This window comes from Allochromatium humboldtianum (assembly GCF_013385175.1).
Classification (GTDB): Bacteria; Pseudomonadota; Gammaproteobacteria; order Chromatiales; family Chromatiaceae; genus Thermochromatium; species Thermochromatium humboldtianum.
Map to the genome: position 1 here is coordinate 371574 of NZ_JABZEO010000003.1, position 13033 is coordinate 384606.

The following is a 13033-nucleotide window of genomic DNA, read 5'->3' on the forward strand; positions in this document are numbered from 1 at the left end:
TGAACGAAAAACGGGGCCAGCGGCCCCGTTCCATCCGAACCGGACAGGCAGCGGCGATCAGCCGGCCTTCAGGGTCCAGGAAGCGCACCAGCCGTTGACGTTGATCAGCTTGCCGGGGAAGAGCTGGCAGCCCTTCCACTCATCGGTCGCACCGGCGGCGTCGGCCTGCATGAACTGGCAGTTGGCGCAGTGCTGCTCCTCGGGGGGCAGACCGGGACGAGCGGCTGCGACACGCTCGGACTCAGCGGCATTGGCGTGGTACTTGAGGGCGATCGCGGTCGCATCGTCCGCGGCCACGGCGTTGGCGGGAGCGGAGGCACGGGCGGTGCCGAAACCGACCAGGTTGATCATCGGGATGGCGGCGGCGGTGCCCAGCATCACTTTGACAGCGTCACGACGGCTCTTGCTGATTGGCTTATCGGACATGAATGTCACTCCTAGCAGAATATGGTGTGGTGATTCCGACACTCCCGGTCCAGTACCGGAAGCCGGTCGGCATTTTCCTACAGGCGGCCCGAAAAGGCGAGCCGTTTAAGCCGTATCCACGATAGGGATTTGCAGGCCATGGCGCGGCTCGGTGTCCTTGAGCGCCGCGATTGTCCGCGCCCGGTACCGGATCTGCCCTGATCTTTGTCAATGGAGCGGTTCAGCGCCTTCATGGACGCGCCTTTCGACGCGCTCAACGCAGATAGGTTCCCGCGCCGATGTAGTGTCTGTTCCAGTAGGGGGTGTCGAGGTGGTCGATGCGCACCCGGCTACGCGAGGTCGAGGCATGGACGAAGCGCTCCCTGTCGATCATCAGGCCGACGTGATAGGCGTTGGGTCCGGTCTTGAAGAACACCATGTCACCCGGTTGCAGCCGGCTGCGGGGTACGGGTTTGGCGGCGCGTTGCTGGGCGGCGGCGGTGCGCGGGATCGCGAGTCCGGCCTGATGATGGGCGTAATGCGTCAGACCGCTGCAATCGAAACCCTCGGCGGGCGATTGGCCACCGTAGAGATAGGGCGTTCCGATCTGCGCCAGACTTTTGTCGACCAGAGCAGCACGACGTGCGCTGAGTCCGTCGTCGCGGCCACGGCTCGCACAGCCGGACAGGGTCGTCAGCACCAGTAGCGCGACGAGGACGAATGTCAAACGGGACAGCGGCGTGGAGGTCGTTCGAATCTTCATAGATCACTCTCGATTAGCGTGCCAGAACACTGGAATCTCTGGAATTTTGTCGGTTGTATCGCCCTTGGACGGCGGCTGTCAATCGCCGCCCGGCGCCTCGGGCGATCCGAGGACGCGAGAGGACGGCATCGGCGCACCTGTCCGCTTCGGGCTTTACGCTCCGTCGGTCAACCCTTAAATTGGCGCCATCCGACATGGCCCTTCATCACTGTTGCGCCCCGCTGGCCTGCGAATTCCGGGCCATAGACGGCGCAACCCTGCCCCCGATCCGATCGGGCGCCCTGGAGTATCAAATCGATGAGCGAAACCAAACACTGCCGACTCCTGATCCTCGGTTCCGGACCGGCCGGCTACACGGCCGCCGTCTATGCCGCGCGCGCCAACCTCAAGCCGGTGCTGGTCACGGGCCTGGAACAGGGCGGTCAACTGATGACGACCACCGAGGTCGACAACTGGGCCGGCGACCCGGACGGCGTCCAGGGTCCGGAGCTGATGGAACGGATGCGCCGCCATGCCGAGCGCTTCGAGACCGAGATCATCTTCGATCACATCCACACCACGGATCTGTCCAGCCGTCCGTTCCGGCTGATCGGCGACTCGGCGACCTATACCTGTGACGCGCTGATCATCGCCACCGGGGCGAGCGCGCAGTATCTGGGCCTGCCCTCGGAGCAGACCTTCCGCGGGCGCGGGGTCTCGGCCTGTGCCACCTGCGACGGGTTCTTCTATCGCAACCAAAAGGTCGCCGTGATCGGCGGCGGCAACACGGCGGTCGAGGAGGCGCTCTATCTGTCCAACATCGCCTCCGAGGTGACGCTGGTCCATCGGCGTGATGCCCTGCGGGCCGAGAAGATCCTGCAACAGCAGCTGCTTGAGAAGGCCGAGAAGGGCAACGTCCGTATCGCCTGGAATCATGTGCTCGACGAGATCCTGGGCGACGCCACCGGCGTGACCGGGATGCGCATCAAGCACGTCCAGACCGGCGAGACGCAGGACATCGACCTGCAAGGGGTCTTCATCGCCATCGGTCACACGCCCAACACCGCCATCTTCGCCGGCCAGCTCGACATGGAGAACGGCTACATCAAGGTCCAGAGCGGCACCCAGGGCAATGCGACCGCGACCTCGGTCCCCGGCGTGTTCGCGGCGGGCGATGTGATGGATCAGGTCTACCGTCAGGCCATCACCTCGGCGGGCACCGGCTGCATGGCCGCACTCGATGCCGAGAAGTATCTCGACGCACTGGAGGCGCAGTCCTGACGCGCCGCCATGATCGCCCTACTCGATCCGCGCGATCGCACGGCCTTTCCCGATCCGGCTCAGGCGCTGCGGGAGCCGAATGGACTGCTGGCGGTCGGCGGGGATCTGAGTCCGGAGCGGCTGATCCAGGCCTATCGGCGCGGCATCTTTCCCTGGTTCAGCGCGGGCGACCCCATCCTCTGGTGGTCGCCCGATCCGCGCGCCATCCTGATCCCCGAGCGCTTCCACGGCTCGCGCAGTCTGCGCAAGCGGCTGCGGCGCGGGGATCTCGTCACCACGCTGGATCGTGACTTCGCCGGGGTCATCCGGGGGTGCTCCGAGCCGCGCGACGCCGATGGCGGCACCTGGCTGGTTCCGGAGATGATCGCGGCTTATCGGCAACTCCATGACCTGGGTCTGGCCCATTCGGTCGAGGTCTGGCGCGCGGGCGAGCTGGTCGGCGGACTCTATGGCGTAGCCATCGGGCGCACCTTCTTCGGCGAATCCATGTTCAGCCGGGCGAGCGATGCGTCCAAGGTCGCCCTGGCGCGTCTCTGCGAACAGCTTCGGGACTGGGAGTTCGGGGTGATCGACTGCCAGATGACGACCGGGCATCTGCTGAGTCTGGGGGCGTTCGAGGTGCCGCGCGCCGAATTTCTGACGCTTTTGGACCGGCATGGCGCGCGTCCCGGATACGATCGGAGCTGGGACGACGGCACGGAGCGTCCGGCGTGCGCGATCCGGGTCGTGCCGGTCGTCGGGGACGGATGATGATGCACGGGCTGGGCATCGGACGCGGACGCACGCTGCCGCTCTATCTGACCGGCGAGCATGACTGCTCCTATCTCGACGGCGTCCAGGCGCGGACGCTGTTCGTCGATCCGAACGCGCGCATCGATGGGGCGACCTATCAGACGCTCATCGACCAGGGGTTCAGGCGCAGCGGCGCGCATGTCTACCGTCCGGCCTGTCGCGGCTGTTCGGCCTGCGTTCCGGTGCGTCTGCCGGTCGCCGGGTTCGTGCCGAATCGCTCGCAGCGGCGCAACTGGCGGCTCAATGCGCCGGACATCACCCTGAGCGACGGCCCGGCGGCGTTCCGCGAGGAACAGTTCGACCTCTACCGGCGCTATCTGACCGCGCGTCACGCCGACGGCGCCATGGCCGAGGACGCGACCGAGGACAGCTATCGGCGCTTTCTGGTCGAGTCCTGGGGCGGGACGACGCGCTTCATCGAGTTCAGGCTCGACGGGCGACTGGTCGGGGTGGCCGTCACCGATGTGCTGGAACAGGGATTGTCGGCGGTCTATACCTTCTTCGATCCCGCGCTGGGCGAGCGCGCGCTCGGCACCTTCGGCGTGCTGGCCCAGATCCGGACCGCCCGGCGTCTCGGACGGCCCTATCTCTATCTCGGCTACTGGATCGCCGAATCACGCAAGATGGTCTACAAGGAGCGCTTCCGCCCGATCGAGGCCTGGGACGGCCAGCGCTGGCGACGCTTCGAGCGTGGGCAGGCCCTGGGGTTCGACGACCGCGTCTGACATCGTACCTCGACGCTCAGGGGCATTCGATCGCTCATCCCTTCATGCCTTTCGGGGCGGATGTGTTAAACTCCGGCGGTTTCAAGGACCGCCTTCGTAATCCAAACAACAAGTTCACTATGTCAAAAGACGACGTCATCCAGATGGAGGGCACGGTCACCGAGACCCTGCCGAACACCGTGTTCCGTGTCCAACTCGAGAATGGTCACACCGTGACCGCGCACATCTCGGGCAAGATGCGCAAGCACTATATCCGCATCCTCACCGGCGACAAGGTCACGGTCGAGCTGACGCCCTATGATCTGACCAAGGGCCGTATCGTCTACCGCGCGCGCTGATCGCGATCGCGCGCGGCTCCATTCGAACCGACTCAGCCCGGATCGGCCGACGCCGCCAGATAGTCGCGCGACTGCATCTCGATCAGGCGACTGATCAGGCGCTCGTGGGCGAACTCGGTCAGACCGCCCGCGTAGAGTCCATCGATCGGCGCCGCCGTCGACATCACCAGCTTCACCCGCTGATCGTAGAGTTCGTCGATCAGGTGCAGGAAGCGGCGCGCGGCGGCTTCCCGGCTCGCATCGAGCCGAGGCACGTCCGAGAGCAGCAGGGTGTGATACTCCTTGGCGATCTCGATGTAATCGGCGGCCGAGCGCGCCGTGCCGCACAGGCTCGCGAAATCGAACCAGATCACGTCCATGCCGATGCCCTTGACCGGAATCGAGCGAGCATTGACCTCGATCGCCGTCGCCGGCTCGACATGCCCGCCGGTCAGACGCGCGAAATAGTCCGCCAACTGACGTTCACCCGCCGCGCCCGACTCGAACAGCAGTCCGCCCTGAGTCAGGGTCCGGAGCCGATAGTCCACTCCACCGTCGAGTTCGAAGACCTGCGTGTGCTGCTCGATGAGCGTGATCGCCGGCAGAAAGGACTGGCGTTGCAGTCCGTTGCGATAGAGTTCGCTCGGCTGGGTATTGGCGGTCGTCACCAGGGTCAGGCCGCGCGCGAACAGCGCCCGCAGCAACCCGTGCAGGATCATGGCGTCGGTGATGTCCGTGACCAGGAATTCGTCGAGACAGAGCACGCGCGTCTCGGCGCACAGCCGGTCGGCGACCACTTCCAGCGGATCGGGCTGCTTGGGCAGCACGGCGAGCGCGGCATGGATGTCGCGCATGAAGTGATGGAAGTGCAGCCGCCGCTTGCCGGGCAGATCCAGCTCATCGGCGAACCAGTCCATCAGATAGGTCTTGCCGCGCCCCACCCCGCCCCAGAGATAGAGTCCGCGTACCGGAACCGCCGGTTTGGACAGCGCCGCCCGCAACTGCCCGAGCCAGCCCGCCGGTGGACGGCGCCGTGTCTCGTCGAGCAGTCTATGATGCAGATCGAGCAGCAACTCAGCGGCTTGAAGCTGAGCGCTGTCACGCGGTCGAAACGACGTCGATTGGAGAGACACTGGCATGTTCGACAAACTCAAGCGATTTCTGACTTCGATGCTACCGGTGGACGCCAATCGGCGCGGCGCCTGCAACCGGTGTGGTGAATGTTGCAAACTCGATTATCCCTGCCCCTTCCTGCGCTTCGATGACAGCGGACTGAGCCAGTGTATCGTCTACAGCGTGCGTCCGCCGAGCTGTCGCAAATATCCGCGCATCGCCTCGGAGAACCGCAACCATCAGACCTGCGGCTTTTTCTTCGTCGACCCAGAGTCGGCGAAAAATTCACCGATACGGCGTGCGCCCTCGTCGAGCACCTCGAAGTCGCGCGTATAGGCCAGACGGACATGGCGGTCGCACGCATGCGTGCCGAAGTCCTGACCTGGGGTCAGGGCGACGCCAGCCTCCTCCAGCAGGCGCGTGGCGAAGTCCATCGAGTCCATCTCCAGCCACTCGGGCAGCCGGGCATAGAGATAGAAGGCCCCGTCCGGCGCGCCCGGAAGGCCGAACCCCAGCGCGCGCAGCGCTGGTAGCAACCGATCGCGGCGCTGCTGGAAGATCGCGCGCCGCTGTTCGAGGACGGCGGTCGTCTCGGGTGCGAAGGCGGCGAGCGCGGCGTGCTGGGCCGGTGTGTTGGCGGCGATGAAGAGGTTCTGCGCCAACCTGTCCATCACCGCGACTGCGTCTTCAGGCCCGACCACCCAGCCGACCCGCCAGCCGGTCATGCCGAAGTATTTCGAGAAGCTGTCGATGACATAGAGATCCTCGCCGGCGAGCGCGAGCGCCGTGGTGTCCGGCACGTCGTAGGTCAGACCGCGATAGATCTCGTCGACGATGAGCGCCGCTCCGCGCGCCCGGCAGATGGCCTGGAGCGCGCGCAGTTCGTCCAGGCTCGTGACTGCGCCGGTCGGATTGGCCGGCGAGGCCACCACCACCGCGCGCGTGCCGGGCATCCAGGCCGCTTCGAGCCGCTCGGGCGTGAGCCGATAGCCGGTCTCCGGGCCGAGCGGCACCGCGACCGGCTCGGCGCCCATGAGTCCGAGCATCTGGCGATAACAGGGATAGGACGGATCGCCCAGGATGACCCGGTCGCCCGGCTCCAGGAGCACCGAGAACACCAGTTGCAGCGCCCCGGAGGCGCCGGGCGTGACCAGCACGCGCGCCGGCTCGACTTCGACCCCATGGCGCTGTGCATAGTGCGCCGCTATCGCCTGACGCAGGGCCGGCAAGCCGGCCGCCGGGGTGTAGTGGGTCAGACCGGCATCGAGCGCTGCCCGACCGGCGGCCAGGATCGGCTCAGGCGTCGGAAAGTCCGGTTCACCGACCTCCAGATGCACGATGGAGCGCCCCGCCGCTTCCAGCTCGCGGGCGCGCCCGAGCAGACGCATCACATGGAAGGGCTCGACCCGACACGCACGCTCGGCCAGTCGGCTCGCCGGACGCTCCGCCATCGACCGATCTTCGATTGCACGCCCCGCCATCAACCGGCTCCGTGGACCCGGCGATGGAGCCGATCGAGCACGATCAGATCCACCAGCGACCGATCGCCCAGATCACCGGCCAGCACCCGAGACGGCGAATCCGGCTCGCCGAGCTGATCGACCACCAGCGCCGCCGCGCCGAAGTCCTGATCGACCGTATAGGCGTTGACCGTGACCACCAGGGCGCGAATCCCGGCATCGAACGCCGCACGCGCGCCATTGTCCGAGTCCTCGACGGCCACGCAGTCCTCGGGCTTCAGATCGAGCCGTTCCAGCGCGTAGGTGAAGATGTCCGGCGCCGGTTTCTTGTTCGGCACCACGTCGCCGGCGGCAATGACCTCGAACCAGCCCGACAGCCCCGGCTCGCCGACGTTCTCCAGCAGCTCGACGACGTTCTCGGGCGTGGTCGTGGTCGCGATCGCCAGCCGCACGCCCGCCGCGCGCGCCTCACGCCACAGACGCAACACCCCCGGCCGCAGCGGGATCGCCCCCTGACGCAACAGCGCCAGATAGTGCGCGGTCTTGTCGCGATGCAGACGCGCCACGAACTCATCCGGATCGACACCCGGAGCCGGCTCGATACCGGCGCGCTGCATGAAATAGCGGATACGCTCCTTGCCGCCGGCCACCGTCAGCAACTCGCCATAGAGTTCGGGATCCCAGTGCCAATCCAGACCGGCTGCCGCGAACGCGGCATTGAAGGCGGGACGATGGCCATCGCGTTCGGTGTCGGCGACGGTCCCGTCCACGTCGAAGATGAGAGCCTTGAACCCATACATGCCTGTCTGCTCCAGTCCGCTCGTCGTGAGCGCTCAGAATGAACCGAACGCGCAAGATTACCCAAATCGGCGCGTGCCCGCATCGCTTCCGGCACGCGAAACAGCGAAGATCAGTTGCCCGCCGGTTCGCGATCTGGTACTTAAGCACGCTTTCTCGGCTCGGACCGCCGGCGGAGGTCGATGACGAGCCGCTGGGAGCCACTGAATCCAAGCCGCATCCAGGCCAGAGAGCCGAGGCGGTCCATGGGAGGAGCACACGATGACCGAAGCACGCGAACACAACGCCGAGGGCTATTCCTTCGAGCCGTACAAGGCCGGCAGCGACGAGGAATACATGAATCTCGATCAGGAAGCGCATTTCCGCGAGATCCTGCTCGACTGGAAGCGCTCGCTGATGGAGGAAGTCGACCGCACCGTGCATCACATGCAGGACGAGGCAACCAACTTCCCCGATCCAAACGACCGCGCGACCCAGGAATCCGAATTCAGCCTGGAACTGCGCACCCGTGACCGCGAGCGCAAGCTGATCAAGAAGATCGACGAAGCACTCGACCGGCTCGACGATCACGACTACGGCTATTGCGAGGCCTGCGGCGTGGAGATCGGCATCCGCCGTCTGGAGGCCCGCCCCACGGCCACGCTCTGCATCGACTGCAAGACGCTCGACGAGATCCGCGAGAAACAGCGCGGCTGAGTCATCCCGCATGAACGGCGAAGCCCCGTCGGTCGCGTCCGGCTACCGGGGGCGCTTCGCCCCATCCCCGACCGGCCCGCTCCATTTCGGTTCACTGCTTGCCGCTGTCGCAAGCTATGCCGACGCGCGCGCCCACGACGGCGTCTGGCTGTTGCGTATCGAAGATCTGGACCGCCCGCGCGAGGTTGCCGGGGCCGCCGATGCCATCCGGCGCACACTGCACGCCTTCGGCTTCGAGTGGGACGAGCCTGTGGTCTTCCAGAGCGCGCGTCTCGACGCCTATGACGCGGCACTCGCGCGCCTGGACGCACTCGGTCTGGTCTATGGCTGCGGATGCAGTCGCGCCGAGATCGCCGCCCGCGCCCGAACTGGACTGGAAGGGCCGATCTATCCCGGCACCTGCCGCAGCGGTCTGCCGACTGGACGGCGCACCCGCAGTCTGCGTCTGCGTACCGCCGCCGATCCCATCGACTTCGAGGATCGCATCCAGGGCCGACAGGGTCATTCGGTCGCCGAGTCGATCGGGGATTTCGTGCTGCGCCGCGCCGACGGACTCCATGCCTATCAGCTCGCCGTGGTGGTCGATGACGCCTGGCAGGGCGTCACCCATGTGGTGCGCGGCGCCGATCTGCTGCTCTCGACACCGCGCCAGATCGGTCTGCAACGGGCGCTGGGACTGTCCACGCCCAGTCACGCCCATGTCCCGCTGGCGCTCGACGACCGGGGACGCAAGCTGAGCAAATCGCTGGCCGCCGCGCCCGTCGATGATGATGACCCGCTGCCTGCCCTGCGGCTGGCCTGGCGTCTGCTCGGACAGGAGCCGCTGGATGACGCCGGCTCGCCGCGCGCGTTCTGGCGACGTGCGGCGGCCATCTGGCGCATCGAGCGCGTTCCGCCCCGTTCGAGCGTCTCACTTCGAACGGAACCGGAGATCGGGTCTCAGGCCGCCGCCATCACCCGATTGCGCCCGCCCTCCTTGGCACGATAGAGACCATCGTCGGCACGCTTGAGCAACTGCTCGATGTCTTCGCCGGGCGTCAGGGCCGCCACGCCGATACTGACGCTTGGCCTGTAGTCCGCTTCGAGCGGGCGCATCAGATTGACATGGGCGCGCAGACGCTCGGCCACCGCCAGGGCGACCTCGAGTTCGGCATCGAACATGTAGAGTCCGAACTCCTCGCCCCCCAGACGACCGGGCAGATCCGCGACCCGCACCTGGGCGCGCATCAGCTCGGCGAAGGCGATCAGCACCCGGTCGCCGGCCGCGTGACCGAAGGTGTCGTTGACGCGCTTGAAGTGATCCAGGTCCATCATGAGCACCGACAGCGGATGCGAGCGCGTCTGGGCCTGGGCCACGCCCTGACTCAGACGCTCCATGAAATAGCGCCGATTGGGCAACTGGGTCAGGGCATCGGTGCGGGCCAGTTGCTCGTTCAGGCGATTGGCCTGCTCCAGATCGTGATTGGCCTTGCGCAGATCGCGCACCAGCCGCGACATCTCCAGCGTCAGGTTGCCCATGCGCGCGATGACGTCGTTGTCGTCGGCCCCGGCCCGCTCGCCGATGAGCAGCGCGTTGTCGCCCAGCGGATAGGCATGGAACAGATAGCTCTCCCCGCCCATGATGGTCTTGAAGACCCGCGCTACCGGCTGACGATTGGGCAGACCGGGTTCGATGTCCGGTCGCTGGCCGCCACTGCGGAGAAAACGCGCCAGGGGTTCGCCGCGCACATTGGCGAACCCGGCGAACCTCGACCTGAAGGCCACGTTGGCGTCCAGGATCACACCATCCCGGCCCACCTCCACGACGACCAGACGCCCGGAGTCCATGACATATCCGTGCAGGGCTGCCGCCAGTTCAGGGTGCAACGAACGATCTTGGGATACCAGGGTCATCCGCCTATCTCCAGTGTACGCGCCCAGTCGATCAGCGCCTCGACGCTTTCGAGAAAGAGATCCGCCCCCACCGTCTTCGCCAGCGAGGGAGCGGCCAGAAAAGCCTGGCCGCCGACCAGGATCGGCGGCGTCTCCGCCCCCAGGGCCGCGCGCAGGGCCGACACGGCGTGTCTGGCCTCCTGCACGTTGCTGACGAGCGTCACCGACAGCGCGATGAACCTCGGGCGCTCGGCGAGCGCCCTGGCCACCAGTGAATCGGGCGTGATGTCACAACCCATCAGCGTCACCTCCCAGCCGTCGAGTTCGAGCGTGGTGGTCAGCATCCAGGCGCCCAGCTCATGGAACTCGTTGGAGACGGGCGCGACCAGGGCGCGTCCCCGGTTCAGCGCCGGAAAGGGTTGATCGTAGTAGAGTGCCGAGAGGATGCCATAGACCATGGCTGTGGTCTGGTGCTCCATGTCCACCGAGAACTCGCCGGTCTCCCAGCGAGCGCCCACTTCCACCATGGCCGGATAGAAGATCTCGCGCAGCACCTGCGCATAGGACAGACCGCGTTGCATCAGGCCGCGACAATGGCGGATGACCACCGGATAGTCGCCCTGGAAGAGATGCTCCAGGATGAAGTCGTAATCGTGCCGCCAGGTCTCAGACACCGGCAGACGTCGGGCTTGGTACTGGAGCGCGCGCTGGACAGAACGCGGATGAGCATCGAGCATCCAGCGATAGACCGGCCGGATGGCCGCCGCATCCTCGTGCGGCAGCATCTCGTCGATAACCGCGATCCAGGCTTCCAGTTCGGCGGCGAAGTAGTCGAACGCGACGCCCTGATTGTGATAGGCCGAATAGACCCAGGGCAGCGCATCCTCCAGCAGGCCGCAGTCGTTGGTGATGAAAACCTCGACCATGAAGGCGGCATGGTTGCGATGATTGGTATCCAGGAGTCGCAGCGGATTGCCGCCCAGGAACTCGTCTAGGCGCGGATGCGCGGCGATACGCCGGCTGACAGCGACCGCCATCGCGTCCTTGCTGGACCGATAGTGCTCGACGGTGCCGGCAGGAATACACCAGGGCGAATCGATCGACATCGAGGGGCCTGATCCTATTTCGCGATGATCCGAGGTCGGAAAAGTAAAAATCGTAGGCCAAGCTGCACCGGCCGCCAGGAGTGCGAGGATGGAACCCGAACCCCGGCGACCTGGAGCGCGCGTCAGGACAGTTCGGCCTTCAGGGCACGCAGATAGCCCGAGAAGCGCTCGCCGAGTTCGGGATGCGCCAGGGCGTATTCCACCGTGGCCTCCAGATAGCCGAGCTTGCTGCCGCAGTCGTAGCGCTTGCCCTCGAAGGGATGGGCGATCACGGGCTCGTCCTGGAGCAGATCCGAGATGCCGTCGGTCAACTGGATCTCGCCGCCGGCGCCCTTGCCGGTGCGTTCGAGCTTGTCGAAGATGCGCGGCGTGAGCAGATAGCGCCCGACCACGGCCAGATTGGAGGGCGCGTCGGCCGGATTCGGCTTCTCGACGATGGAGACCACGCGCATGGTGCCGTCGGCGTCCGTTTCGACCTGGACGATACCGTATTTGTTGGTCTCCTCGCGCGGCACCTCCTGGACGCTCAGCACGCTGCAACCGTGGCGGGCGTGGACCTCGGCCATCTGTTCGACCACGCCCTTGCCGCTGGAGCGGATGAGGTCGTCGGCCAGTAGAACCGCGAACGGCTCGTCACCGACCACCGGCTTGGCGCAGAGCACCGCATGACCCAGCCCGAGCGCGACGGCCTGACGTACATAGATACAGGAGGCCGATCCGGGCAGGACATTGCGCACGATGTCGAGCAGCTTGTCCTTGCCGGCACGCTCCAGCTCGGATTCGAGCTCATAGGCGGTGTCGAAATGATCCTCGATCGAGCGCTTGTTGCGCCCGGTGATGAAGACCAGTTGATCCGCGCCGCCGGCCTCGGCCTCCTCGGCGGCGTACTGGATCAGGGGTTTGTCGACGATGGGCAGCATTTCCTTGGGACTGGCCTTGGTCGCCGGCAGGAAGCGTGTGCCCATGCCGGCGACTGGAAATACCGCCTTGCGAACCTTAGCCATGCATCAATTCTCCAAAATGTGCTTGCAGGATCGATCGATCTCATCGATCACGGATAGCGGATCGGGCGCCTGTGTGATGGGACGCCCGATCACCAGATAGTCGGCGCCGGCGGCCAGGGCCTCGGCGGGGGTCATGACGCGCTTCTGGTCGCCGCTCGCCGCGCCCGCCGGACGCACGCCGGGCGTCACCAGCCGGAAGTCCCGACCCAGCGCCGCGCGTACCGGCGAGGCCTCCAGCGGCGAGCAGACGATGCCGTCCAACCCGGATTCATGCGCCAGGGTCGCCAGAGCGAGCACTCGCTCGCGCGGCTCGCCGGGACAGCCGATGGCGTCCAGATCGGCGCGGTCGAGACTGGTCAGCACCGTCACCCCGATCAGCAGCGGTGGACGCTCGTACCGGCTCAGACGTTCGCGCGCCGCCTCCATCATGGCGCGTCCGCCCGAGACATGGACATTGACCATCCACACCCCCAGATCCGCTGCCGCCGCGCAGGCGGCCGCGACCGTGTTGGGGATGTCGTGGAACTTGAGGTCGAGAAAGATCTCGAAGCCCAGACGCTGGAGCCGTTCGACGAAGGCCGGTCCGAGCCGGGTGAAGAGTTCCTTGCCGACCTTCAGCCGGCAGCGCGCCGGGTCGAGCCGTTCGGCCAGTGCCAGGGCCGGCGCCTCAGCAGCGAAATCGAGGGCGACGATGATGGGTTTAACGTGTGTCACGGATCTTC

At 66.2% G+C, this 13033-nt stretch carries 15 protein-coding genes; 6 read left to right on the forward strand and 9 right to left on the reverse strand.

Translation table 11 applies throughout. The features are described from left to right. Window positions 1-57: 57 nt before the first annotated feature. Entirely contained in the window at window positions 58-426 is a 369-nt protein-coding gene (locus HW932_RS06445) for a high-potential iron-sulfur protein (RefSeq protein WP_176975656.1), read from the reverse strand. A gap of 253 nt (window positions 427-679) precedes the next feature. Further along, the gene (locus HW932_RS06450; protein WP_176975657.1) at window positions 680-1168 is read right to left on the reverse strand and encodes a C40 family peptidase; all 489 of its coding nucleotides are present in this window, start codon (window positions 1166-1168) and stop codon (window positions 680-682) included. A gap of 297 nt (window positions 1169-1465) precedes the next feature. On the opposite strand from HW932_RS06450, the gene trxB reads away from it, so the two are divergent. The 4 genes from trxB to infA all read left to right on the forward strand — a co-directional run bounded on the left by trxB (window position 1466) and on the right by infA (window position 4283). Next, window positions 1466-2428 (forward strand): thioredoxin-disulfide reductase, encoded by a 963-nt coding sequence (trxB, locus tag HW932_RS06455; protein WP_176975658.1) that lies wholly within the window; start codon window positions 1466-1468, stop codon window positions 2426-2428. A gap of 9 nt (window positions 2429-2437) precedes the next feature. Continuing rightward, a complete protein-coding gene (aat, locus tag HW932_RS06460; RefSeq protein WP_176975659.1) occupies window positions 2438-3178 on the forward strand; it encodes a leucyl/phenylalanyl-tRNA--protein transferase in 741 nt (246 codons plus the stop codon). After that, window positions 3178-3945 (forward strand): arginyltransferase, encoded by a 768-nt coding sequence (locus HW932_RS06465; protein WP_176975728.1) that lies wholly within the window; start codon window positions 3178-3180, stop codon window positions 3943-3945. The genes aat and HW932_RS06465 overlap by 1 nt, the downstream gene beginning before the upstream one ends. 119 nt (window positions 3946-4064) lie before the next feature. Further along, a complete protein-coding gene (gene infA / locus HW932_RS06470) occupies window positions 4065-4283 on the forward strand; it encodes a translation initiation factor IF-1 (RefSeq protein WP_012971469.1) in 219 nt (72 codons plus the stop codon). Between the two features lie 32 nt (window positions 4284-4315). Here the strand turns inward: infA and zapE are convergent, their stop codons facing one another. The 3 genes from zapE to HW932_RS06485 form a co-directional block, all read right to left on the reverse strand. After that, window positions 4316-5401 (reverse strand): cell division protein ZapE, encoded by a 1086-nt coding sequence (gene zapE / locus HW932_RS06475; protein WP_176975660.1) that lies wholly within the window; start codon window positions 5399-5401, stop codon window positions 4316-4318. A 213-nt stretch (window positions 5402-5614) separates the two neighbouring features. Further along, entirely contained in the window at window positions 5615-6826 is a 1212-nt protein-coding gene (locus HW932_RS06480) for an aminotransferase class I/II-fold pyridoxal phosphate-dependent enzyme (RefSeq protein ID WP_246296686.1), read from the reverse strand. 29 nt (window positions 6827-6855) lie between these two features. Then, window positions 6856-7635 carry an HAD-IA family hydrolase gene (locus HW932_RS06485; RefSeq protein WP_176975662.1) on the reverse strand — a complete coding sequence of 260 codons (780 nt, stop codon included), beginning with the start codon at window positions 7633-7635 and terminating at the stop codon, window positions 6856-6858. 259 nt (window positions 7636-7894) lie between these two features. Here HW932_RS06485 and dksA point away from each other — a divergent pair, with 259 nt between their 5' ends. Together dksA and gluQRS are read left to right on the forward strand one after the other, a co-directional pair. Next, complete coding sequence (gene dksA / locus HW932_RS06490) at window positions 7895-8329, forward strand: RNA polymerase-binding protein DksA (protein ID WP_176975663.1); 435 nt, start codon at window positions 7895-7897, stop codon at window positions 8327-8329. A 10-nt stretch (window positions 8330-8339) separates the two neighbouring features. After that, window positions 8340-9317, forward strand: a complete 978-nt coding sequence (gene gluQRS / locus HW932_RS06495) for a tRNA glutamyl-Q(34) synthetase GluQRS (protein WP_176975664.1) — start codon at window positions 8340-8342, stop codon at window positions 9315-9317. Here the strand turns inward: gluQRS and HW932_RS06500 are convergent. The 4 genes from HW932_RS06500 to pyrF form a co-directional block, all read right to left on the reverse strand. After that, the gene (locus tag HW932_RS06500) at window positions 9269-10222 is read right to left on the reverse strand and encodes a GGDEF domain-containing protein (protein WP_176975665.1); all 954 of its coding nucleotides are present in this window, start codon (window positions 10220-10222) and stop codon (window positions 9269-9271) included. The two genes, gluQRS and HW932_RS06500, sit on opposite strands and share 49 nt — an antisense overlap. Next, window positions 10219-11307, reverse strand: coding sequence for a cobalamin B12-binding domain-containing protein (locus HW932_RS06505; RefSeq protein WP_176975666.1), 1089 nt, complete (start codon window positions 11305-11307; stop codon window positions 10219-10221). The genes HW932_RS06500 and HW932_RS06505 overlap by 4 nt, the downstream gene beginning before the upstream one ends. 122 nt (window positions 11308-11429) lie before the next feature. Continuing rightward, entirely contained in the window at window positions 11430-12311 is an 882-nt protein-coding gene (gene galU, locus HW932_RS06510; protein ID WP_176975667.1) for a UTP--glucose-1-phosphate uridylyltransferase GalU, read from the reverse strand. A gap of 3 nt (window positions 12312-12314) precedes the next feature. After that, a complete protein-coding gene (gene pyrF / locus HW932_RS06515) occupies window positions 12315-13025 on the reverse strand; it encodes an orotidine-5'-phosphate decarboxylase (protein WP_176975668.1) in 711 nt (236 codons plus the stop codon). Window positions 13026-13033: the final 8 nt, after the last annotated feature.

Excerpts from the sequence above, each read along its gene's own strand:
- aat (WP_176975659.1), top strand. The coding sequence starts at position 2,438 with ATGATCGCCCTACTCGATCCGCGCGATCGCACGGCCTTTCCCGATCCG.
- HW932_RS06485 (WP_176975662.1), bottom strand. The coding sequence starts at position 7,635 with ATGTATGGGTTCAAGGCTCTCATCTTCGACGTGGACGGGACCGTCGCC.
- HW932_RS06445 (WP_176975656.1), bottom strand. The coding sequence starts at position 426 with ATGTCCGATAAGCCAATCAGCAAGAGCCGTCGTGACGCTGTCAAAGTG.
- HW932_RS06465 (WP_176975728.1), top strand. The coding sequence starts at position 3,178 with ATGATGCACGGGCTGGGCATCGGACGCGGACGCACGCTGCCGCTCTAT.
- infA (WP_012971469.1), top strand. The coding sequence starts at position 4,065 with ATGTCAAAAGACGACGTCATCCAGATGGAGGGCACGGTCACCGAGACC.
- trxB (WP_176975658.1), top strand. The coding sequence starts at position 1,466 with ATGAGCGAAACCAAACACTGCCGACTCCTGATCCTCGGTTCCGGACCG.
- HW932_RS06505 (WP_176975666.1), bottom strand. The coding sequence starts at position 11,307 with ATGTCGATCGATTCGCCCTGGTGTATTCCTGCCGGCACCGTCGAGCAC.
- gluQRS (WP_176975664.1), top strand. The coding sequence starts at position 8,340 with ATGAACGGCGAAGCCCCGTCGGTCGCGTCCGGCTACCGGGGGCGCTTC.
- dksA (WP_176975663.1), top strand. The coding sequence starts at position 7,895 with ATGACCGAAGCACGCGAACACAACGCCGAGGGCTATTCCTTCGAGCCG.
- galU (WP_176975667.1), bottom strand. The coding sequence starts at position 12,311 with ATGGCTAAGGTTCGCAAGGCGGTATTTCCAGTCGCCGGCATGGGCACA.
- HW932_RS06480 (WP_246296686.1), bottom strand. The coding sequence starts at position 6,826 with ATGGCGGAGCGTCCGGCGAGCCGACTGGCCGAGCGTGCGTGTCGGGTC.
- zapE (WP_176975660.1), bottom strand. The coding sequence starts at position 5,401 with ATGCCAGTGTCTCTCCAATCGACGTCGTTTCGACCGCGTGACAGCGCT.
- HW932_RS06450 (WP_176975657.1), bottom strand. The coding sequence starts at position 1,168 with ATGAAGATTCGAACGACCTCCACGCCGCTGTCCCGTTTGACATTCGTC.
- HW932_RS06500 (WP_176975665.1), bottom strand. The coding sequence starts at position 10,222 with ATGACCCTGGTATCCCAAGATCGTTCGTTGCACCCTGAACTGGCGGCA.